This is a genomic window from Paenibacillus sp. FSL H7-0943 (genome assembly GCF_037963265.1).
Taxonomy (GTDB): Bacteria; Bacillota; Bacilli; order Paenibacillales; family Paenibacillaceae; genus Paenibacillus_AQ; species Paenibacillus_AQ odorifer.
Genome location: NZ_CP150148.1, coordinates 5,871,331 through 5,894,778 on the forward strand (window position 1 = coordinate 5,871,331; position 23,448 = coordinate 5,894,778).

Annotated in this window: 16 protein-coding genes; 5 read left to right on the top strand and 11 right to left on the bottom strand. The window is 44.7% G+C overall.

Annotated features, from left to right (window positions below; translation table 11 throughout):
* Positions 1-16: 16 nt before the first annotated feature.
* On the top strand, positions 17-1,033 hold the full coding sequence (locus tag NSQ55_RS25650) for a LacI family DNA-binding transcriptional regulator (RefSeq protein WP_036685366.1): 1,017 nt from the start codon (positions 17-19) through the stop codon (positions 1,031-1,033).
* A gap of 124 nt (positions 1,034-1,157) precedes the next feature.
* Here the strand turns inward: NSQ55_RS25650 and NSQ55_RS25655 are convergent, their stop codons facing one another.
* The 3 genes from NSQ55_RS25655 to NSQ55_RS25665 all read right to left on the bottom strand — a co-directional run bounded on the left by NSQ55_RS25655 (position 1,158) and on the right by NSQ55_RS25665 (position 5,837).
* Positions 1,158-2,168, bottom strand: a complete 1,011-nt coding sequence (locus NSQ55_RS25655; protein WP_076128027.1) for a ketoacyl-ACP synthase III — start codon at positions 2,166-2,168, stop codon at positions 1,158-1,160.
* Positions 2,169-2,299: 131 nt separating this feature from the next.
* Positions 2,300-3,016: a hypothetical protein gene (locus NSQ55_RS25660; protein ID WP_175619988.1), complete on the bottom strand. Its 717-nt coding sequence runs from the start codon at positions 3,014-3,016 to the stop codon at positions 2,300-2,302.
* 1,423 nt (positions 3,017-4,439) lie between these two features.
* Positions 4,440-5,837 carry an MATE family efflux transporter gene (locus NSQ55_RS25665; RefSeq protein WP_339169721.1) on the bottom strand — a complete coding sequence of 466 codons (1,398 nt, stop codon included), beginning with the start codon at positions 5,835-5,837 and terminating at the stop codon, positions 4,440-4,442.
* Between the two features lie 162 nt (positions 5,838-5,999).
* Between NSQ55_RS25665 and NSQ55_RS25670 the strand changes: the two genes are divergently transcribed.
* A complete protein-coding gene (locus NSQ55_RS25670; protein WP_339169722.1) occupies positions 6,000-6,881 on the top strand; it encodes an AraC family transcriptional regulator in 882 nt (293 codons plus the stop codon).
* Positions 6,882-6,958: 77 nt separating this feature from the next.
* On the opposite strand, the gene NSQ55_RS25675 is transcribed toward NSQ55_RS25670, so the two are convergent.
* The 3 genes from NSQ55_RS25675 to NSQ55_RS25685 form a co-directional block, all read right to left on the bottom strand.
* A complete protein-coding gene (locus NSQ55_RS25675; RefSeq protein WP_339174608.1) occupies positions 6,959-8,569 on the bottom strand; it encodes an extracellular solute-binding protein in 1,611 nt (536 codons plus the stop codon).
* A gap of 68 nt (positions 8,570-8,637) precedes the next feature.
* A complete protein-coding gene (locus NSQ55_RS25680) occupies positions 8,638-9,531 on the bottom strand; it encodes a carbohydrate ABC transporter permease (protein WP_036685379.1) in 894 nt (297 codons plus the stop codon).
* Positions 9,532-9,542: 11 nt separating this feature from the next.
* A complete protein-coding gene (locus NSQ55_RS25685; RefSeq protein WP_094903677.1) occupies positions 9,543-10,418 on the bottom strand; it encodes an ABC transporter permease subunit in 876 nt (291 codons plus the stop codon).
* 503 nt (positions 10,419-10,921) lie between these two features.
* Between NSQ55_RS25685 and NSQ55_RS25690 the strand changes: the two genes are divergently transcribed.
* A complete protein-coding gene (locus NSQ55_RS25690) occupies positions 10,922-13,156 on the top strand; it encodes an AraC family transcriptional regulator (protein WP_339169725.1) in 2,235 nt (744 codons plus the stop codon).
* Positions 13,157-13,242: 86 nt separating this feature from the next.
* On the opposite strand, the gene gtfA is transcribed toward NSQ55_RS25690, so the two are convergent.
* Positions 13,243-14,685 carry a sucrose phosphorylase gene (gene gtfA / locus NSQ55_RS25695; RefSeq protein ID WP_339169727.1) on the bottom strand — a complete coding sequence of 481 codons (1,443 nt, stop codon included), beginning with the start codon at positions 14,683-14,685 and terminating at the stop codon, positions 13,243-13,245.
* A 372-nt stretch (positions 14,686-15,057) separates the two neighbouring features.
* Between gtfA and NSQ55_RS25700 the strand changes: the two genes are divergently transcribed.
* Together NSQ55_RS25700 and NSQ55_RS25705 are read left to right on the top strand one after the other, a co-directional pair.
* The gene (locus NSQ55_RS25700) at positions 15,058-16,050 is read left to right on the top strand and encodes a LacI family DNA-binding transcriptional regulator (protein ID WP_076220791.1); all 993 of its coding nucleotides are present in this window, start codon (positions 15,058-15,060) and stop codon (positions 16,048-16,050) included.
* Between the two features lie 200 nt (positions 16,051-16,250).
* The gene (locus tag NSQ55_RS25705; protein WP_339169730.1) at positions 16,251-18,290 is read left to right on the top strand and encodes an exosporium glycoprotein BclB-related protein; all 2,040 of its coding nucleotides are present in this window, start codon (positions 16,251-16,253) and stop codon (positions 18,288-18,290) included.
* A 455-nt stretch (positions 18,291-18,745) separates the two neighbouring features.
* On the opposite strand, the gene NSQ55_RS25710 is transcribed toward NSQ55_RS25705, so the two are convergent.
* The 4 genes from NSQ55_RS25710 to NSQ55_RS25725 all read right to left on the bottom strand — a co-directional run bounded on the left by NSQ55_RS25710 (position 18,746) and on the right by NSQ55_RS25725 (position 23,381).
* On the bottom strand, positions 18,746-19,858 hold the full coding sequence (locus NSQ55_RS25710; RefSeq protein ID WP_339169732.1) for a cysteine desulfurase family protein: 1,113 nt from the start codon (positions 19,856-19,858) through the stop codon (positions 18,746-18,748).
* Positions 19,859-19,893: 35 nt separating this feature from the next.
* Positions 19,894-20,931, bottom strand: a complete 1,038-nt coding sequence (gene mnmH / locus NSQ55_RS25715; protein ID WP_076130476.1) for a tRNA 2-selenouridine(34) synthase MnmH — start codon at positions 20,929-20,931, stop codon at positions 19,894-19,896.
* A gap of 58 nt (positions 20,932-20,989) precedes the next feature.
* Positions 20,990-22,051, bottom strand: a complete 1,062-nt coding sequence (gene selD / locus NSQ55_RS25720) for a selenide, water dikinase SelD (RefSeq protein ID WP_076130475.1) — start codon at positions 22,049-22,051, stop codon at positions 20,990-20,992.
* A 520-nt stretch (positions 22,052-22,571) separates the two neighbouring features.
* A complete protein-coding gene (locus tag NSQ55_RS25725; RefSeq protein ID WP_339169733.1) occupies positions 22,572-23,381 on the bottom strand; it encodes an alpha/beta hydrolase in 810 nt (269 codons plus the stop codon).
* Positions 23,382-23,448: the final 67 nt, after the last annotated feature.

Sequence of the window (23,448 nt, forward strand, 5' to 3'; positions counted from 1 at the left end):
GGTGGCTTTATTAACTATGAATATCAAAATGATTGCCGAAATGGCCGGCGTTTCTGTCTCGACTGTTTCGAAAATTATGAACAATTACAGCGATGTTTCCGAAAAAACCAAGCAAAGAGTTTTGGAGATCATCGAACAAACCGGATATTCACCTTCCAACTCCGCCAAGACACTCGCAACTAAGAAGTCGAATCTGATCGGGGTTATTTTTGCTGGCGAGCTTAATGTCGAATTTACCCATCCCTTTTTCGTAGAAGTGCTAAATTCCTTTAAAAAGCAGATGGGCGTTCTGGGCTACGATCTCATTTTCTTTTCCAACGAGAAATTCATCAGCAGCGGCGATTATTTCGCTCGATCTGTTCATTTTAATGTGGATGGATGTGTCATTATTTCCGGGCAAAAGATGGAGCCTACCATCCGCGATCTGGATATGAGCAGTATTCCTTGTATCGGGGTCGACCTTGAGCTAAAGGGCAAAAAATCTGGCTTTGTGATGTCAGATAACTTTCAGGTTTCTTCCAAGGTCGTGGAGCATTTTTATCTACTTGGCTATAGAGAGCTTGGATTTATCGGAAGTGCAGCGGATTCAGATATTTCTAACTTGCGGGAATCTGGATATGTCAAAGCTATTGAAAGCTTCGGCCTCACTTTGAACCGTCAGTGGTTTGTTCATGGCGACGATTTCTTTGAGCCCAGCGGTTATACGGCTATGCAGCAATTAATTCAAGCCGGAAATTTACCAAAAGCCATTTTTGCGGCTTCTGATTTGCTGGCTCTGGGAGCCATCCGGGCTTTGAAAGAACACGGCCTCAGCGTTCCTGAAGATATTGCCATTATCGGTTGTGACGACATTGAAGCCTGTAAATATACCAGTCCAAAACTGTCGACCATCCGCCAGAACAAAGAACGGCTTGGGATCCTCGCTGCTCATATGCTCTATGACTTGATTAACAATCAGTCTGGCGGTGGATCGTTTGTAGTGGAGCCTGTGCTTATTGTACGTGAATCCTGTGGCAGTCAATTAAATACTTAGTTACTCAACAAAAAAAGACAACGGCTAATGTAAGCGGGTTTCCGCAAACGGCGCTGTCTTTTTTTGATTAACCGAAACGTTTCGTTATATATTCATTGGACATCAACTCGCCAAATTCCACCTCTTAATATGGAGTAGGTATCCCTACCTGATGATCCAAATTCAACTCAATCAATTGCCCCGCCTGGGTCAATCCGGCACCAAAACCATACATCAGGATCTTTTGTCCATTTTGGACTTTACCCTCGCGGATGCCCAAATCGAGTGCTAAAGGAATCGTGGCAGCAGAAGTATTGCCGAAATTCACAAGACTGTGCAGCACCTGCTCCAGCGGATAATTTAATCGCTCACAAATTGGCTCAATCATGCGCATATTAGCGCTGTGTGGAATAAACCAGTCTACTTCCTCCAGAGTTACCTCCGCTTTTTCAAGCAGCTGTTGCACACCTAAAGGAACCGTTCTGACCGCCCAGCGAAACACTTCACGTCCGTTCTGTACCAGCATTTGTGTATCTACCAGCTCAATATTGTTTACAGTATGGGCAAGCCCCGTACGGTACACATGATGTGCCCCACCGCCATCACTTGCCAGCTGGAAGCCCAAAAATCCCGTCGACTGCTCATCACTTTCCACAAGTACAGCTCCCGCTCCGTCCCCAAAAAGAATACATGTACTGCGGTCAGTATAATCCGTAATCTTGGAGATCGTATCCGCACCAATAACCAGGACCTTACGATGCATTCCTGAAGCCACATAACTGTGAGCAGTATGCAGTGCATAGACAAAACCCGCGCATGCTGCGCTCAAATCCATAGCACCCGCAGTCTGTGGAATGTTAAAACGATTTTGAATCAAAGAAGCTACTGAGGGAAAGGAAAAGTCAGGTGTGCTCGTAGCTACCAGGACCATATCGACATCCTGAACGCTTTTTCCATAACGAGTCATAAGATCCTGCACAGCTGCTGCACATAAATCACTTGTATACTCATCCTGCCTACTAATTCGGCGCTCACGGATTCCGGTCCGTTGTACAATCCATTCATTATTTGTATCTACGATCTGCTCCAGATCGGCATTAGTCAGTCTTTTGGCTGGGACATAGGTTCCGATAGCGGTAATTTTTGCACCTGTCATTCCAATCACCTCTTCATTTAGTATCTGATATTAGTACTTGGTACTAATTATAACTCTGTGCCTGCTAAAAAGTAAAGAAGGCCGGTAAAGCATCTTAGCTTCCCGGCACTTCCTAAACCTTACGAACCCACTTAGAAACGTTTTCTATTACGCTGCTTTCTTTTTCTGACGAACAATATAATCGCAGTTACAATAACCACCACTAAAATGATAAGCACAATCACGATATTCCATACATTAGGCACATAAACCTGCATTTGAATTGGCTCTGTATCCGCTAGTGTAACATTCCAAGTAAGGGTTCTGCCGTCCTCCACATTTGCATTATTGTCTCCATATAAATCCACAGGTAACGTTAATTTAAAGTCGAAAGCCATGTTTTGTAAAAACGCCCGAATAATCGGCTTCGATAAGCTGAGCGATCCCATATTATCCATTATGGTGTCTATGTAACTATTTAATTTGGGCTTCGCCTCAACATCATATTTGGTATAAAACCAATAATCTTTGGTATCTAATTTCAGGTCCACAATATCCAAGTCACCAGAGAGTGCTTTCATTTCCTCAAAAGAGGCATAAGATTTCATGAATTCATAGACTGTAGATTTTCCATCTTGGCTTTTCTCTAGCTCAATCCCCTGATCTTTAAGTTTGTTTACCAGAGCATCTTCCATTTTTCCGCTAATCAACGCTTCTGCCCGCGAATTCACTTTCATATTCACTGCAAAATCTACGCTTCCATTCTTATTCACTGTGACATGCGCTGTTCCTTTAGAACAGCCTGATAATAGTACAAGCATTAAGAGCAGCCCTAGTAACGAAAACCCTCTCCATTTTGACAACAACATTTCCCTCAAACCCTTCACTGACATGTATTTATATAACGGCTACCCATTCTATAAAGGCTACCTCATTTATATCATAGAATCAAACTCTATATGAATGAATAATCAAATTTGAGGACCGTCAAACTTAAACTTTATACGCGCATAAAAAAGAGGCCCTCACAGAAGTAATTACTCATGAGGTAACCTCTTTCAAAAAAGCATCAGCAAATTTGATGTTACTTGGAGTGCTCGTTGTCACTTGGGTGCTCGACGTTACTCGGGATGCTTAATGTTACTTGAAGTGATCGACGTTACTCAGGATGCTCAATGTTACTTAGAGTGATCGTTGTCACTTGGGTGCACGGTGTTACTTGGACTTTCAAAGTTGTTTTCGGACCTCAGAGCCGTTATTTCCGCACAAACGCCTCTTTTCATGGGCTATCGGACTCTAGAGTCACTATTGGTGCAAAACGACCCCATTAGGAGCCATTTTACGAGGAATAGCGCCTCTCCAGTCCGAAACTATCCGTAAAAGGCTCTAAATTAGCAAATAGCGGCATCTGAGTCCGAAACTCAACGCCAGCCAGCCCGCAACCGCCCTACTGCCCCTAAACTAATCAATTTTTAAGCCACAGAGTTGCTCTATGTTAATCGGGATGATCATTGTTACTTGGAGTGCTCATCGTTACTTGGAATGCTCAATTATTACCTAGAGTGCTCGCCGTTACTCAGGATGCTTAATGTTACTTGAAGTGCTCGTTGTCGCTTGGGTGCACGGTGTTACTTGGACTTTCAAAGTCGCTTTCGGACTCCAGAGCCGTTATTTCCGCACAAACGTCTCTTTTCATGGGCTATCGGACTCCAGAGTCACTATTGGTGCAAAACGACCCCATTAGGAGCCATTTTACGAGGAATAGCGCCTCTCCAGTCCGAAACTATCCGGAAAAGGCTCTAAATTAGCAAATAGCTGCATCTGAGTCCGAAAGCACAACGCCCTACTGCCCCTAAACTAATCAATTTTCAAGCCACAGAGTTGCTCTATGTTACTTGAAGTGCTCGTTGTCGCTTGGGTGCACGGTGTTACTTGGGCTTTCAAAGTCGCTTTCGGACTCCAGTGTCACTATTGCCGCAAAATTACCCCTACATGAGCCATTTCACGAGGAATAGCGCCCCTCCAGTCCGAAACTAACCGGAAAAGGCTCTAAATTAGCAAATAGCGGCATCTGAGTCCGAAAGCACAACGTCATCCCTCCCGCAACCACCCCACTACCGCCCTCCCACAGCCTCCCTACTATCACACTACTGTCGCACTACTGTCGCACTACTGCAGCACTACTGCAGCACTACTACCACCCTACTGCCGAAACAAAAACACTACTCCACAAACAACGTCCTACTCTAAAACCACTCCATTGCCCATCAAGCTGGGCTTATAGAGTCCCGCTTATGTGGTTAACGAGGCGCTTCTTTTCCCCGCTCCATGTAGTGAAGCATTCTCTTCACTCAAGCCGGTATCCGCTTGGCGGAGAACCTTTCGCCCCCTCCAGCGCGCCAAAACAAGCAAACCTCTCACCAATTCGTCGGCTATCATACAACAATAGATACCTATGAGTCCCCAGCCGACGCTGATTCCTAACCAATAGGAGCAGCCCACGCCAATGAGGGACATAGACACGATGGAAGTATACATCGTATAACGCGTATCCCCGATGGCATTCAGCGCGTTGCCGAGGGCCATATTCAGCATTTTGGAGGGCTGGAGCAATAGATTTAGAGCTAACAAAGAAACCCCGATCGCAATAATTTTCGGATCAGATGTGAAATAACCGAGCAGCTGTTTTCCGAACAAGAATAATAACAACATGTTAGCTGACACAATACTCAAACCAATGAAGAGTGTACGATATGCACTGCGGTAAGCTTCTTTCAGTTTGCCTGCTCCGAATAAATGAGCAATCTGTATCTGCCCCGCCAGCGCAAAAGCATAACCAAGCGTGAAGCAAAAGGACTCCAAGGTGTTAAGATACGTGCGTGCTGCTAACGCTTCGGCTCCAAGTGCAGCCAGAAAGGAATACACAATAAGCTGGGAGAATACCCAACAGGAAGAATTGATCCCCAGCGGCCAGGCAATCTTCAGAATTTGCTTGAACAGCTTCCCATTGAATATACGGAAATCTCTAAGTCTAACCTTGATTTCGAAAGAACGCCGGAATAAGGAATAGAGAATAATCACTCCGACCAGTCTACTGATAATACTGGAGATCGCGATGCCCGCAAGACCTAGCTGAGGCAGACCGAATACACCAAATATAAAAATATAGTTCAGAATTATATGAATCACGTTGATGATGATCCCTGTGTACATTGGCCCTTTGGTATTCCCTGTGTTCCGGATAGCGGTACCGAGGGAAGCGATCATCCCGACCATAAAAAGTCCACCGCCGACATGGGAGATATAGACATTCGAAAGTGATAATAGTTCCGGTGCTATATTTAGAACCCCACCAATAGGGCCCGCATAGAAAAACAACACAATACTCACGACAAGCCCCAACACGAGGCTAACCGATACTCCCATAATAGCAATCGTGCGCGCTTCACCAAAACGTTTGGAGCCCATTCTCTGTGCAATCAGAATCCCCGCTCCACCCGCAAATGTTGTAAAAAGTGTGGTCAATGCACCGAACAATTGATTGGAAATGCCGACTACGGCGACTGCATCATCAGAGATACGGCTGACCATTAATGTATCTACCGTACCCAGCAGAGTCTGTAGAAATACCTCTATAAATATAGGCCAAGCCAATACCCAGAGTCCAAAACCCTGTCTTTCTTTTTTCACTATACAAACCCTCCTCGTAAACCATACCTATAGACTTAGCCTAAAAAATAACATCTTTATTCATTAGGTCAGACTAAATTATAGATGATATACTTTGGATGATGGTACAGATTTCAAACCAATTATTACATTATTCCAACCTCACTAAAAGGAGCTTCTGACATGAACATCTTGAACTTCACCGTTCCTCCGTTGCTGTACTACATTGTGAGCGGATTCCATACTTTCTCCCCCGGCCATTATCATATGAGCCGCCATAATACCCGGGTGTTCGATATGCTTGTAGTTAAACAAGGCTGTTTATATATGAGTGAAGGCGGTCTCCCTTTTCAAGTAAAAGCGGGTCAGGCGCTCTTGCTTCGTCCAGACAGCCATCATTTCAGTACGGATAGCTGCAAGGAATCCACCTCTTATTATTGGCTGCATTTTCAAACGGTGGGCGACTGGAATATGACCGAGGATACGGCTGCTGCGCTTGAGAAAGATAACGTCAAAATAGAGAACTCCCTGCAATCTGACGAATTTGATATCCGGCCGTTTAGCGTACGCTTGCCTCAATATACAACTCTGCTACAGCCGTCCAAGATGGAAGAGCTGCTCTCGCAGCTGAATCAGCTTGTGCCTAATTCCCATTTAAGCGATACTCCATTTCAGCAGCAGCTGTTGTTTCAGGAGGTAATTCAGCAGTTATCCGCCTCCCTCAGCCATGAGCGCCCCTCGCCCTCCAAAATATGTGCAGAGCAAGCGGCCTCCTATTTACGCAGCCATTTTCGTGAGCATATCACTGCGCAGCAGCTCGGGGAAAGTCTAAGCTTTCACCCTGTATATATCGCTCGTTGCATGAAGAAGGAATACGGCTGTGCGCCGATGGAATATCTGCTGCATTATCGAATTCAGCAAAGTAAACTTTTGCTGATGCAGACTAGCTACACGATTGCCCGTATAGCCGAGGAAGTCGGCTTCAATCAGGCCCCTTACTTCAGCTCCAGCTTTATTCGAATAGAAGGAACCACTCCACGGGAATTCCGTCAACGTTTCTCGTAAATCTGAGTACGTTAAAGAACACAAAAAAAGGGATGCTCCCTGCCATTAGGCTTAAGGAACATCCCTTGCTACTTTTATTATTTCAAACCCTTCTCCTGCACATAAGCATCCCATTGCTTGATATATTCGGTCTGAATTTTTTCAAGGCCGGCTTGCTTAGCCTTTTCCATAAAGGTGGCTAAACCCGCATCAACATCCTCTACTAATCCAGCTTGCAATGGATACAGGTATTGCTTTTCCACCTGCTCTAGTGCTGCTTTTTCCGCCTGATAGGAGGTATAATCCTCAGCAAAACCTGTGAAAATATCCGGCTTCTGAATTTTGTCGAGCTCAGCGAAAATTTCCTTCACGCCATCATAGGATTTATCAAATAGCATGAACTCCGGATTCCGCCAGGCCCAGCCATTCATTCCCTCGCGTGTAAAACCGTTCGTTGAAGCATCTCCAATAAGTTCATAGTAGCCGTTCGCATCAATTTTATAGTTCTTTCCTTCCACACCGTATTGTGTCAGCTGATTATAACGTTTATCCATGACCATTTTTTCATAGAAGGCCAGTGCACGTTCAGGGTTCTTGCTGCTCTTCGGAATGGCGAAACCATTATGAATAGGATGAACTGGTGTTGCATAACCAATGGTATTGCCATAAGGATAGTAACCTAGATCCCAATCCGGATGTGCTGCTTTCACCTTCATCAACGTATCGTTGAAGCGAGTCGGATTATCTCCGAAGATGCTTGCTGCCTTGCCCGCGATAATCGGAGCCTGGATGGTATCCTTCAAGTTCAGGACGTTTTTGGAAATCAATCCGTTTTCCTGCCAGCGTCTCATCGTCAGCAGCTCTTCTTTATGTTCCTCCGAGCCCCAATACAGATAAGCTTTTGAAGGATCATCGTACTTAATACCAATACCATAAGGCAGCGGACTGCCGACCTGTGCGGTAAGTGTTGAATATACATCATGAATGTTACCTCTTACATCACTGTTAAAAGAAGCAGGTGACATCTGCGGTTCATTTTTCTTGATTCCTTCCATGTATGCTTCATAGCTAGCCAGATCTGTCGGCTGAGGCAGATTGTATTTCTTGCGCAGATCCTCACGCCATACGAAGCCGTTCGTTACATACTCCTTATAAGTCGCTGGAACGGTGTAAATCTTGCCATCAATCTTCACGGCATCCCACATTTCCTGTGGTACGAATTGCTGGAGTTCCGGGGCAGCTTTGGGCAGCAGATCATCTATAGCCAAAAAAGCTCCCTTTTTCGCATAAGCTTGATATTGTGTCCAGTCCGCAGTGAAGATCAGATCGATCGATTGACCCGACGACAGCAGCAGCTTATATTTCTGATCCCAATCTGTCCAGGTTGTATAGTTGAATTTAACGGTTGCATTCAGATCCTCTTCAGCCATTTTGTTAATTTCCGCTTCAATGCTTGAGAGGTCCTTCGGCGCATCGCCTAGCATATAGAATTGCAGCTCGACCTTTTTGGAAGTGTCCAGTCCGGTCTTCTCCTCCGTCCCTGCGTTCGTACTTTGTGCTGTGTTTCCTCCGCTATTGCTCTCTTTTACCGCCGCATTGCCTCCGTTTGCAGAATTAGAATTCCCCCCGCAGCCTGCCAGTAGCGTCATGCCCAGTACTGACGTAAGCAGAATAGACATGCGTTTGCCCCATTGTTTATTCATCTGAATCCTCCCTTTTCACTATGCTTCTATGTTAGCCGACTGTACCTTTACCCGGTAGTGGGCAGGTTGCGGTTCTAACCTTTTACAGCGCCGATGGTTAGGCCTTTGACAAAATAACGCTGAACGAACGGGTACAGAAAAAGAATAGGTCCCGTCACGACAATTGCCATCGCCATTTTGGTAGACTCAGCAGGGACCTCCGTAGCCAGTGACACCCCGGTTCCCGCCCCCATCTGTGCGATAAACTGTGCTGAATTGATAACATTGTACAGATAGAACTGCAGCTGATATTTATGCGTATCATTGATGAACAGTGAAGAGGTGAACCAGTCATTCCAGTAATACAAAGCCAGAAACAAACCGACTGTAGCGATGCCCGGCATGGAAAGCTTGAGTACAATCTGCCAGTAAATCCGGAAATCACCAGCCCCGTCTATTTTTCCAGAATCGAACAATTCCTCAGGAACTGCTGATTTGATGAAGTTTTTCATTAAAATGATCAAAAATGGCGTCATCAGACCTGGAAGCACCAGTACCGCATAGGAATCCAACAAACCGAGGTATTTCGTAATCATGATGTACCAAGGGACAAGTCCTCCCCCAAACAAAGTCGTAAAGTATATATAGAAGGAAAAGCTATTTCGATATTTGAAATCTTTACGCGCCAGTACATAACCCGCCATAGTCATGAAAAAAAGTCCCATTACCGTTCCAATCGCAGTTGTGCTGACTGTGACCGCATATGCCCGCAGCACCTCATCCGGGAAGATGAATACCGTCTTGTAGCCCTCCAGTGAGAACTGTGCCGGAATCAGATGATAGCCATCGCGAATAATGGACTCATTGCTGGTCAAAGATGCAGAGATAATTAGCAAAAAGGGCAGCAGGCAAGCGATCGATAAGCCAATAATGACCACATAGGCAATCCAATGAAGCATTCGCGTATATTTATCCTTTTGAATTTTCATTTCTTATCCTCCTAGAACAGGGCGTAGTCATCGTTTATTTTGCGGATAATGTAGTTGACCGTCATAATGAGGACGAAGCCGAACAAGGATTGATAGACCCCGGCAGCCGTTGCCATGCCCACATCAAAGGTTACTTTAAGCGAACGGTATACATAGGTATCAAGGATATCCGTCGTATTGTAGAGCAGCCCGTTATTGCCTATTAATTGATAGAAAAGATCGAATTGGCCCTTCATAATACTCCCGAGCGCAAAGAGCAGCAGCACCACAAAGGTTGATTTCAGCATCGGCACCGTTATATACCAAATCCGCTGGAAAATATTAGCACCATCAATTTTGGCCGCTTCATAATATTCGTCACTAATCCCCGTAATCGCCGCCAGATAAATCACCATGCTGTAGCCAAGATTTTTCCATAGATAAAAGATAATGATCAGAAAGATCCATGCCCAAGGTTTACTGTAAACGTCGACCGGATCAAGGCCAAATTGGGTAAGCATTGTATTTAAGAAACCGCTGTCATAATTAAACAAGTTGTAGACAATTACGCTGAGAATTACAAAAGATACGAAGTAAGGCAAAAACATTACTGATTGGCTAATCTTTTTAAACCATTTTCCATTGAGCTCACTCAGCAGGATCGCACAGACAATTGCCAGCACATTTCCCAGTACAATAAAAGCAATATTGTATCCTATCGTGTTCATCGTGAGCTTCACCAGCGTACCGGATCTCCAGAGGAACTCGAAATTCTGTAATCCCACAAACTTGGAGTTGAACATGCTGCTGTTGAAGTCGAATTGAGTGAACGCATAATAGATGCCTACCATTGGAAAATAGGAATTCACCAGAAAAAAGATCAAGGTGGGCAGCAGCATCAGAAACATTACCCGATTGTGCACCAGCTCATACAACAATCCTTTCTTCTTTCTTGTCGTTCGTAAGCGTGCTCTACCATCAGCCTGGATGCCAAGTTCGACGTTTGAAATTCCTTTGGATGAGGTTTGGCTCAAGATCTCTCACTCCCCTTAATATAGAAACTGCATAATTCCACTATAGGGGGATTCTTCTGAACACAGAAGTGAAGCTTACAAGCCTTACTGCACAAACTGGCGAAACAGGAACTGAACAATCCGGATGTTTATGTAAAAGTCTTCGGAGACCCACTGAGCTTCTCAAGCTTCGCTAACTCCTTATAATCCTTGTAGAAAAGACTGTTTTGTACACGAATATTTAATTTGTTCACTCCCTTCAGATTGGAAAAATGCAGGATTCTAAGGTTGCTCCACTGTTCTGTTCACTCTTGGGGACTTATAATAAAGGAACTTCATAATATGAATTCATCCAGAGTCTTGTCCGAGTAAGTCATATGATGATCAGGGGGGACGGTATGAAGAATAATGATCTACGGAGAAAAAGACTACTGTATGGCAAGCTGCTCACCACCATAACCCTGTGCATATCGTTAACCCTTCTTATCTCTACTTTTGTTTACTATACGTACTACATCGGCGTCGAGAAGACGCAAACCTTTCGCTCCGATCTAAGGGATCTGACCCAGACTGGCAAAAAAGTGGTCAACATGGCTGAAGTAGCGCAAACGCTTTCATTTCAACTGTATCGAACCAGCACGATTTCTCATCTGTTGTTCTACAACAAGCCCTCTATTTATGAGGTAACCGCGGCGATGTCCGATCTCGGAAACTACTTAAATTCCATGCCTTATATTGAATCCATCTATGTATATAATCCGAATAATGACACGGTTTATATTTCGGCAGCACAGGGCCAGAATGGCGTATTCACCACCCGCGAACTGGTGGACACTGAAATTATTCAGATGCTGAATCATTATCAGGATTACAAAACATTTACGCCGATTCCGCGAACCTATTCCATAGATGAACCTGAGAAAAAAACCATCTCAGTCTATACTTACCTTTGCTATGATGCGATCAATTGGGACCGCTCTATTAACTCTGCGGTTATTGTTAACATATCCGCGGCTTGGATCAATAAAGAACTGGCTAACGGCAATACACCCGGTAGTGGCAGTACCTACATTTTGGATGACCAAGGCCGTTTTCTGTCGGGGAATAAGCTGACATTGGAGAAGCTCTCCGGGGATGAAAACAGTTGGCTGGAGCATCAAGTAAAAGCACGTTCTGCCGGCTATTTTACTGCCCCTTTTAGAGGGAATAAATCACTGGTGTCCTATACTTCGCCCGATTCGCTTGGCTGGCAATATGTGCGCATTACTCCTTATGAGGTAATTACTGAACAGACCAATCATATCCGCAATACTACGCTTCTGATTTCTTTAATTATTTTATTGTTCGGTCTTGTTATTTCTAGGGTACTGTCCAAACGGCTTTATCTGCCGATTGATTCGATCGTAAGCCGAATGAACACCCTTGAGGCAGATAAACGCAACAGTATGTTCACGATCAGGCAGAATTCATTACGCAATCTGGTGCTTGGCATTAAATCTCCTCATAACAGCCGGCAAAATGATGTTCAACAGCTGGGTATTTCTTTTAATTTAAACGAGGGCTACCGGCTAGTATTACTACGCATTGATGAGTACGAAGCTCTGCGAAAGGAACGAGGCTCTTATCTCCTTCCGTACAAGTTTGCCATCATGAATATTGCCTCAGAGATCTGTGGACAGACTTATCAGGTGGAAACTGTAGATATGAATGACGATAGCGTGGTCATGTTGCTTAGCAGCATGACCTCCACTGAACATCTGGATACCGAGCTAATTGAAGTGCTGCTGCGGCAGATCCGCGTGGCCTGTTGTGATTATTTAAAAATCGGACTGTCGTTAGTGTACAGCCCCATCAGTGATAATCCAGATGTACTAAACCGGCTGTACAGTCAGGCCAGAGAAGCTTCCAAACATAGACTGTTTTATGGTCATGGCAGCCTGATCAATGCTGAGCGCATTAGCGAGCTTCAGAACAATCTTTACTCCTACCCGGCTGACAGCGAAAAAAAGCTGGTCGATGCGCTCACAAGTGGCAGAACAGACGAAGCCCGCAGTCACTTCTCCGAAATGGTACGTGAAATGGAGCAATATCCCTATCATGTGCTGGAACTTACTGTTTCAAGGGTGACGCTAACGATTAAACGAATCGTCGATAACATCAAGAAGCTTAGTCCTACCTCCACCGAAGGGATGATGGTGATGCCTTCGCTTGAACATTATGAAACGATAGAAGAATTTGAAGCGGCTTTTTACCAGCTTTTTGATCATATTCAGGAATTCCAAGCGGATAAGCGCAGCTCCAAGCAAAGCGATCTAATCCGGCAAATCAACCAAACCATTCAGCAATCTTACACGGACCCTTGCTTGAGTCTGAACCAAATTGCCGATGAACTTAATATGTCTCCAATCTATGTCAGCAGACTTTATAAGCAGCAGACCCTAACCACTATTGTGGATGTCATTATGGAGGTACGGATGAAGGAAGTATGCCGCCTGCTTGTAGAGAGTGATTTATCGGTATCGGATATTGCTGAAGTAACTGGCTTCACTAGCAGTTCTTATCTCCACCGGATGTTCAAACGCAACTTCAGCCTTACACCAATAGAATTCAGACGGACCAAAAACAGTTCATAACATGAATCACCTATACTCCAAAACGAAGGGTGCTCCAGCAGCCATTACATTGGCCTTTGGAACACCCTTCGATATCATGTGAAATATTAAAATACCTTCGCAATATTTGCTTCATTCTCACCTGCAAGAATGGTATATTCTTTGGTCAACAGATTAGCTTCAAGCTTCGCCACACTGTTTTCATTTTTCCAAGTGATGTTCAGCTCATTCTCACTACCTTGTACAATCTTGATCTCACCATTAAAAGCTGGACAGCTATTTCTGAATTTCAACAATGCGAACAGCTTTTGAACAACAGGACGTTGTACCTCAGCAGCAATTTCATCTTTAGAATAATAATGGCGGTTAATATTGCGTCCTTCTTTTGTGCTTTCGAGCAGTTCAATATCATTCTCGCCAGCGAAGAGACCTACATAATAAATCTGTGGAATACCAGGGGCGAAGCACTGAATAGCTCTGGCCAAAAGATACGCCTGATCATCATTGCCAAGTGCAGAATAATAAGTGCAGTTAATTTGATAAATATCCAGATTATTATAAGCGGCGGAGCTATATTTTTTCTTAACATTCGCTCCTTGGCTATATAGGCTTTCTCTGGTCATTTCAGCTTCTTCGTCGGTCATCAGATCCTTAACATCCACCACGCCAATCCCGTCATGTGTATCCAGGGTAGTGAATTGTTTTCTCGGACAGATTTCCAGCCAATGCGCAAGCCGATTTACTTTTCCACTATATAGAGCATGTAATACCAACATTGGCAGGGCGAAATCATAGACATAATAATCCTTGTCTGCAATCTTCAATTGAATGCTGTAATGCTCATGGATTTCCGGAAGAACAGTTACGCCATAAGGCTCCACTACTTCTTTAGACAAATTTAACATTTCCCAAATATCCGGTTCTACGAAAAAGCAGTTGGTACCCATCTTTTTGTTGGCATAGGCAAAAGCGTCCAGCCGGATAATCGATGCTCCTTTATCAGCAAGGAAGGTCAGATTGTCTTTTACGAATTTCTTCGTAGTTTCCGTAGTCACGTCCAGATCGATCTGCTGCTCATCAAACGTACACCAAACCTTTTCCTTCGTCCCGTCTTTAAAAGTAACCTCTACGTATGGCGCCCGCGGTTTACGTTTATAAATTAAATCCACATCAACCTCAGTTGGTTCACCGTTAGGCCAGAAATCCTTGTAACGAATAAATAAATCCTTGTATTGCGATGCATCCTTCTTCTCAAGGAAATCTTGAAAGTATGGAGACTGCTGTGAAATGTGATTGATCATGAAATCATACATCATGTAGAACTTCTCGCTCATCTCTTCGATTTCCGCCCAGTCGCCAAAAGCCGAATCAACCTTGGTATAATCCATCGGGGCAAATCCCCGGTCGCCCGAAGAGGGGTAAAACGGCAATAAATGAACCCCACCCACGACTCCTTGCAAGTGTGTATGCAGTACTTCGTTTAGTTCTTTTAAATTATTTCCCATGCTATCTGCATAAGTGATAAGCATAACTTCATTTTTAATCAGCATATTGGAGTTCTCCTTCTATTTCAATTTATACTCTCTTGCTTCATAAGGTCTGAGAAATCATCAAACTAATGTAATTTATGAAAGCGTTCTCCTAACAATCTTGTTCCTCCCTAGATGAAGGTTTATTCAAAACCAATTTTATAGATGCGAAAATAATATGTCAAACGTTTTCATATAATTAAATCAATAAAATATAGGTATAATGATTAATGTTTAATATTATATCCAAATATTTGTGGTAACGTATAACATACCTATTATAACTATCAGAAACTATCTATGCTTTTACAATTGTTAGTCTCGATTAGTGTCAACAATCCAAGAAAGTTGTAGAATATAGATTAGAGCATTTTATGAAACGGGGATGAGGGTATGGCAAGTATTAAAGATGTTGCCAAGGAAGCGGGCGTTGCTGTAGCTACCGTGTCCAGAGTAATGAACAACCGGGGATATATCAGCAAAGAGACGCGTAAAAAAGTTGAAAAAGCGATGGACGCCTTAGATTATCATCCTAATCAAATCGCCAGAGCCTTACAGAAGAATCAATCCTTTTTTATTGGGATTATTGTTCCAGATTCAAATCACCCTTTCTTTTCCGATCTCATCAAGTATGTTGAAATGAGTGCTAATGAAAAAAACTATAAATTGCTAATATGCAATTCTCTTGATGATCCTAAGAAGGAAGCCAACTATATTAGCATGCTTCGCCAGAATCAAGTAGATGGCATTATCATGTGCAGCCACACCATGAATATTGAAAGCTATAAAAAGGTCCCTTTCCCTATTGTCTCTTTTGACCGTTTTATTTCCTCCAATATCCCTTGTGTGGGATCGGATAATTACCGCGGTGGTGAGCTAGCTACCGAACATTTGATACAGCTGGGCTGTAAACGGTTGCTACATATCTCCGGCCCGCTAGATCTGGATATTCTTGCGAATCGTCGTCGGGATGCTTTTGTCATCACAAGTATGAAACATGGTGTAACTTACGATATTATCGAAGGCGCGCACAACAAGCTTACCTTTGATTATTTTTGGTCCTTTGTCACCGAAAATATCTCTCCGGCCCAACTTCGAGAATATGATGGAGTATTTTGCAGTAATGATATTGTGGCTTATGCTTTATACATTTATGCTGAACAGCAAGGCATTCGAGTGCCCGAGCAACTGAAAATCATCGGTTATGATTACCACAGCTTTACCCGCATGCTTCAGAGTCCTAAATTGACTACCATTATGCAACCTAGTGATCGGATCGGGGTCATGCTGACCAATACTCTCCTGCAAATGATCGAAAGTGCTGACGGAGAGCTAATCAACAACACTACTGTAGACGTAACTCTCATTAAAGGAGAGACTACTTAACGTATCTATTAAAAAGGTAGACTACCGTAATTAGCGGTGGCCTGCCTTTTTTGTATTGCTTCATTAATAACGACTTTCAGGAATAACGGCTTTTAGGGCGATTTTTGTAACAACTTCCGCTTCTCAGAATATGCTGATTGGGCAGGTTCCCATTTTTCAAAGGAATGAACAGGAGAAGTTCAAGGAGGAGATATAGAAATATGCCTGATTACAGACCATTTAAAGGCGATGCTATCCTAAACAAGCATGGAAGGATCAGCAGTCCTATTAGAAAGAGGGAGTGTAACGCACTATTAAAAATAGTCACTGATCTCTCTGCAGTGGTACCCCCCGTACTTACGAATCCCACAACACTTCATATTGCCAATCTACAAAGAGTGTTAAGAGAATTATTGGAATTCTTGCATACCTCTAAGTTATGCAGTCCTTTTAGAACTGAGCTACTTTCTGTAGTAGAGATAACCATTGTATCGACCGAAGTCAGTCCCTTCTCTGTCGTAAGCGTGGGCACCAATCTTCAACTGTTGTTAGCTGAGTTATTATCTTTTATTCTCGCCACGAAGATTGACTCTAATTGTAAAGATCAGTTGATTATTCAGATCAGACATATTCAAGCTTCTATTACACAAGCAATCGGATTGCCTATTAAAGGTGCGACTGGACCTCAAGGGCCACAGGGACCTCAGGGTCCGCAAGGAGCGCAAGGGGTTCCGGGCGTAAAGGGAACCACAGGGGCAGGGCTGCAAGGAATTGTTGCTTTTAATCCTGCATTAAGCCCTACTTATCCAGCAGGTCAAGTAGTAACCTTTAATGGCAGTACCTATATTGCTATTGTTGCTGGACCAACGGGAACACCTGGAAGTTCACCAGACTATTTATTAATTGCTGGTGGCTCCACAGGCCCCCAAGGACCGCAAGGACCACAAGGCCCTCAAGGAACGCCTGGACTTCAAGGACCTCAGGGACCACAAGGGGTAGGGCTGCAAGGGATTGTAATCTTTAATCCTGCACAAAGTCCTACTTATCCAGCAGGTCAAGTAGTAACCTTCAATGGCAGCACCTATATAGCTACCGTTTCCGGACCTACTGGAATACCCGGGAGTTCACCAGATTACTTGTTAATCGCTGGTGGCGCGGTGGGACCGCAAGGACCACAGGGTGTGCAAGGAATTCAAGGGCCAACAGGTGCGCAAGGACCAGCAGGTCCAGGTGTAGGAGCAACGGGCGCGACTGGTTCGACGGGTGCTGCCGGCTTGGCGGGCCCTGCTGGTGCAACGGGCGCGACGGGTGATCCCGGCGCGGTCGGCGTTGCCGGAGCTACGGGGGCGACTGGCGCGACGGGTGATCCGGGGGCGGTCGGCGTTGCCGGAGCTACGGGTGCCACAGGGGCGACGGGTGATCCGGGGGCGGTCGGCGTTGCCGGAGCTACGGGTGTAACGGGTGCCACGGGTGATCCGGGGGCGGTCGGCGTTGCCGGAGCTACGGGTGCAACGGGCGCGACGGGTGATCCCGGCGCGGTCGGCGTTGCCGGAGCTACGGGTGCAACGGGCGCCACGGGTGATCCCGGCGCGGTCGGCGTTGCCGGAGCTACCGGTGTAACGGGTGCCACGGGTGATCCCGGCGCGGTTGGCGTTGCCGGAGCTACGGGTGTAACGGGTGCCACGGGTGATCCCGGCGCGGTTGGAGCTACTGGCATTACCGGAGTCACTGGTGCAACCGGTAACGGTGCAATTATTCCGCTGGCATCCGGAGGACCTATTATTATGACCACAGTTTTGGGTGGTTTGGTTGGAACAACAAGTCTTGTAGGCTTCGGAAGTTCAGCCACAGGCATTTCGCTTGTTGGCGGTAATATTGATTTGACAGGTACTCTCCTTGGACCGCTTATCAACTTTGCATTCTCAACTCCTCGAGCAGGAGTAATAACTTCCATTGCTGCTTACTTCAGTAATACCATAGCTTTATCGCTGCTTGGTACTACGATAAATGTAACAGCACAGTTGTACCAATCGACCACACCAAATAATACATTTACTGCTATTCCAGGGGCAATAGTCCCACTTCCACCTATCACCGGTACTATAAATCTAGGAACTTTTGTCAGCGGAATTACGAATGGTATCAATTTTGCTGTAACTCCACAGACACGTTTGCTTATGGTATTCTCAGCCACCGCTACAGGCCTCACCCTTGTAAATACAGTCACTGGTTATGCAAGTGCTGGCTTTACGATTGTATAATCACTAAAACAAATTTTAAAAAAGCATCTGCGATTCCTTTTGAAGGAGTGACAGATGCTTTTTTTTGTAATATGCGGGTTCAACTTCTTGATCCTTCGGACTCAAATGCCGCTATTCGTTAATTTATCACTGTTTAGAGAGATTATCGGACCTGAGAGGCGCTATTGGGCAGAAATGATGCTCAATTTTGTCTATTTTGTACAAATAGCGACTATGGGGTCCTATAACAACCCAAAAAGAGGAAAATGTTGCAGATAAGAGCGCCTGAGTCCGATAGCGAGTCCGTTCACTGGGAGCCATAATCCGTTTACTGAGAGTCATAGTCCATTCACTGGGAGCCATAATCTGTTCACTGAGAGTCATAGTCCGTCCACTGGAAGTCAAAGTCCGTTCACTAGGATTCACACTTTGTCACTGTTTGCAAAAACGAACCTCACAACTAATACGATTTCAGCTTATAACAAATACACCTTCAGCTTATCGATGACCTCATCGATTTCCGCTGTAGTCGTATATCGTCCCACACTAAAACGAACCGCTCCCCGTCCAATGTTCTCCGACACATGCATAGCCTTTAAAACAGGCGAAATCAACGTTTCACCGGAATGGCACGCCGAGCCAGTTGAAGCAGCCACAGCTTCCAGAGAATCGATAATTTCATGACCCACTGCTCCAAGAAAACTAACGTTAAGGGTGTTAGGCAAGCGCTTGTGTTTATGACCATTCAAATGAATTTTTTCGCCAAAAGACTCCTGCAGTCTTCCATAGAAATACTCCGTAACTTGCTTAACTCTTTTTCTAGAATCAGAGTCAGCAGCAAGCTCGCAGGCTTTTCCTAAGCCAATAATGTAGGGTGTATTTTCTGTCCCCGCTCTTCGCCCCTGTTCATGGCCCGCACCGTGTATCAAAGGCTCAATGTGAATGCCGTCCCGAATGTACAATGCTCCAATGCCTTTGGGCGCATATAATTTATGGCCTGCAAGCGTTAGAAAATCCACCCCTAAATCCGCTACATCGAGGTCTACTTTTCCCGCAGATTGTGAAGCATCTGTATGAATAAGAATGCCCCGTTCGTGGCAGACCTCAGCTATTTCCTTGATCGGCTGGATCGTACCCGTTTCGTTATTAGAGTGCATGATGGAGACCAGAATGGTTTGGTCCGTGAGCTGCTTTTTCACATCGTCAACCTGCACCATTCCATACGAGTCAACAGGTACATAAGTCAGGTTGTATCCCATCTGCTCCAGGTACTGACAAGGTTTAATTACCGCTGGATGCTCAATAGCAGACAGGATAATGTGATTACCTTTATGGCGATACGTTTGGGCTACTCCTTTAATGACAGTATTATTAGACTCACTACCCCCACTGGTAAAAAGCACCTCACCCGGCGCACAATTCAGGAAATCAGCCACCTGTGTTCTTGCCTGCTCTATTCCGAGTTTAGCTTCCCGCCCCAAAGAATGACTGCTTGAAGGATTCCCAAAATGACCGTAAAGATAAGGGATCATAACCTCTGCTACTTCCTTATCTACTGGTGTTGTAGCGTTGTAATCTAAATAGATCATATTAAGTAAAGCCCCCTTTAACCATAACGCGAAACTTATACTTCCTGACGTTTTAAAAAAGAACGCACAGCAGTCTCAGCTTCATCCAGATTATTCACTTTAAAAGTAACTCTCTCAATGCCTTCATACTGAGTGGACGTATAATCGTATCTAGGATCATAGTAATATTCTAGCAGCAGCGCCACAGCTTCGCCGAACAAATCTGCCTGCAAGCATCGCTCGATTTCTGCCGCAATAGGGATATGAATTCGGGATTTAATACTCCGAAATGCAGAAATACATTGCTCCTTGTATTCTACTGGCCGATAATCCTCAAGGATTTGCTCCACTCTGGCATGCAAAGGCATCTCAATCCAGATCTGCGTTCCGCTCTCTTTTTGCTCGGCCATAAATGGGGGCATCACTACCTTACCAATCTTTTTGCTCTCCGCTTCAAATAGTACATAAGGAGAATCTCCGATCTTAATTAACTCCTCTAAAAGAAGACTATCGAACGTTTTTTGATTGTTCGCACGAAGGCCAATCTCACCAAAAATAGAACCGCGATGACCTGCCATCCCTTCCAAATCCAGAACAGGATACCCCTGTGTCTTCAGACGGTGTAACAGATTGGTTTTACCTGTGCCTGTATTTCCGTGAATCACATAAGACTTCGCCTTACATTCATAGGACTCCAATTCGTCGAGCACCCATTTACGATAAGCCTTATAGCCGCCTATCAGCCGATAAGCATGAATATCCATTAAAGAGAGTACGGTCGCAGTTGTACGGCTGCGCATACCTCCCCTCCAGCAGAATACTGCTTTGTCTCCTTGAATCGCTGCAAATTCTTTGACAAAAGAAGGCAGTTTTGCCGCAGCAATCTCCAAACCACGTTCTTTCGCGGCCTGCACACTTGTCTGTTTATACAACGTCCCTACTTCAGCCCGTTCCTGATCATCAAAAAAAGGAATATTCAAACTATCCGGCAGCGTTGCATCTTTATATTCAGAAGGAGATCTAACATCAATAATGGTGATCTGCTTCTTGTTTTTTAACACTCTAAGTTCTTCCAGTGTAATGTCCTGAAACAATATGCTCTCTCCTCTGGTGGCTAACCTTCATAATTTGCTCTAAGCTGATATACAACAGTTATTCCACAGCAGCTATAACCGTAATCTGACCCGGATGCTCTTCCGTTACCTCTCCGATCAATACCGCTTCTACCCCTGCATCTACTAACTCTTTTAGCAAATCTTCGCTTTGTTCAGGGGCCACAGAGATCAGCAGTCCGCCAGAAGTCACAGCGTCACATAGAATATAGCGGCTTAGTTGGTCCATCTCTTCCGGATAAAGAATGCTGCCTTCCAGATGGGCAAAGTTATTCTTAGTGCCTCCTGGAACAAATCCCTGTTCCGCAAGCTCTCTTACTCTTGGCAGCATCGGTACATCGCCTTGACGAATGATCAGGCCCGTGCCGCTCCCTTTAGCCATTTCCGAGGCATGTCCCAGTAGCCCAAATCCGGTAACATCTGTACAAGCATGTACATCATAAGGCTCCATGATTTCAGCCGCTTTTTTATTCAAAGTAGACATTACTGTCGTAAGGCGTGTGGTTTCTTCAGAAGATAGCTGATCCTTTTTAATGGAAGTTGTTAAGATCCCCACACCGATAGGCTTCGTTAGAATCAGCTTGTCTCCCACCTTGGCGCCCGCATTCGTTCTTACTTTGTCAGGATGCACAAGGCCCGTAACGGCCAATCCGAATTTGGGCTCTTTATCGTCGATGGAATGTCCGCCCACAAGAGTAGCTCCTGCTTCCTGTACTTTATCCGCTGCACCGCGCAAAATGTCACCGAGAATGCTTTTATCTAAAACAGAAATAGGGAAGGCCACAATATTAAGCACCGTAAGCGGCTTTCCACCCATCGCATAAATATCACTTAATGCATTGGCTGCTGCAATTTGACCAAATGAATAGGGATCATCCACGATCGGCGTGAAAAAATCAACAGTTTGCACTAACGCTAATTCATCACTTAAACGGTACACCCCTGCATCATCACTAGTGTCCAGACCTACAAGTAGATCCGGGTTAGGAACAGTTGGTGGCAGACTGCGAATAACCTGCATGAGATCAGCGGGACCGATTTTGCAGCCGCAGCCCCCTTTTGAAGATAATGAAGTCAGTTTTATAGTTTCAGCTTGAGACATCATGACTCAGCTCCTTTAGTATGAATTATCTTAATCTTACACGAGTAGATCGCATTGTACAAAATGCAAGAGTAGCAGATGTGCTGCTTGTTACGCCTTCCTCTATACACTTACCATCACTACTTAGGTCTACCGTTCTTTCCCACGTCGGGTGAGCTATATTTGATGCTGTGGTAGGGTGGGGACATTAAGTGGCGTTCTAGGTACAATATGCTTGTAAATGTTCAACATCCATCGGTTAGTAAAATAACCAAAGGCTGGCTCATTCGTAGATTTTACTACTGATAAGCCAGCCTTTAGTTGGATGTCCATTATATTAGGGAAATCCTCCCTAAAAACATCCTATTATTAGGGAATTTCTCCCTAATCCATGTTCTAGGAGCCATAATCTCCTTCACTTTAGGGAGAATTCCCCTAAAGTTCTTCCCAGAAAGACGACCCATAGCCAGCTCGTGCTCCCTGGCTATGGGTCGTCTTTTTTCTCACTTAAACGCTTCGCTTGTGAAGGTCTCCCAATAGATCAGCTAATCTGCTGAGTACCCTGCTGCTTCTCTAAGAAACGTTGAAGAATCGCATTGAATTGCTCCGGTTGGCACAGATTACTTGGATCTAATGCGTTCGGAATAATCGCCAACTGCGCATGTGGCAGCTGAGACACCATTTCCTTCATACAATTCACTCCAAATTCATTGAAGTCCCCTACAATACATAAAGCGGGACGTTTAAAAGCCTTTAAACATCTGGTGTAATCAACATGGCTCGTAGCCAGCCTTTGCCGATATAGCTCCCGGGGACGTTTGTCCAGCAGCCCTCTTCTAATCTCATTGTAGGCCAGACTCCAGCGCTCTCGGTACATCATCCGAATCGAAGGCAACACCAGCTCGCTTGGGAGATAATACATTAGTAAACTACAATATGCTGCCATAGTTTGTATTTTCCCTACTATTGTTGATCCGTGAGTCCTACAAAAGCTATCCGCGACCACAATGGCTTTTACACGCTCAGGATATTGTTTGGCAATATGCTGAACGACTAAGCCACCATAGGCGATTCCTACAAAAACTGCTTCACGGATACCTAGGTCATTCAACAGCATAATCAGATCCAGACATTGCGTCTCAATAATCTCATGTGGGGCCTCCAGCAGTTTACCAGACTTGCCATTCCCCCGTAAATCGCACAAAATCACTTTATATTTATCGGAAAAATACTCCAGCTGTGGTTTGAACATACTGTGTGTTAATCCATGTCCATGGATAAACACAACCGGAGTGCCAGTTCCATTGATTTCATAATAGAGCGAAGTTCCGTTCAGTTTAGCGATAGGCAAAGGTAACACCTCTTTCATAATAAATTCTACGACTATATCTGCTTAAAAACGCAGCAAAAAACCACAG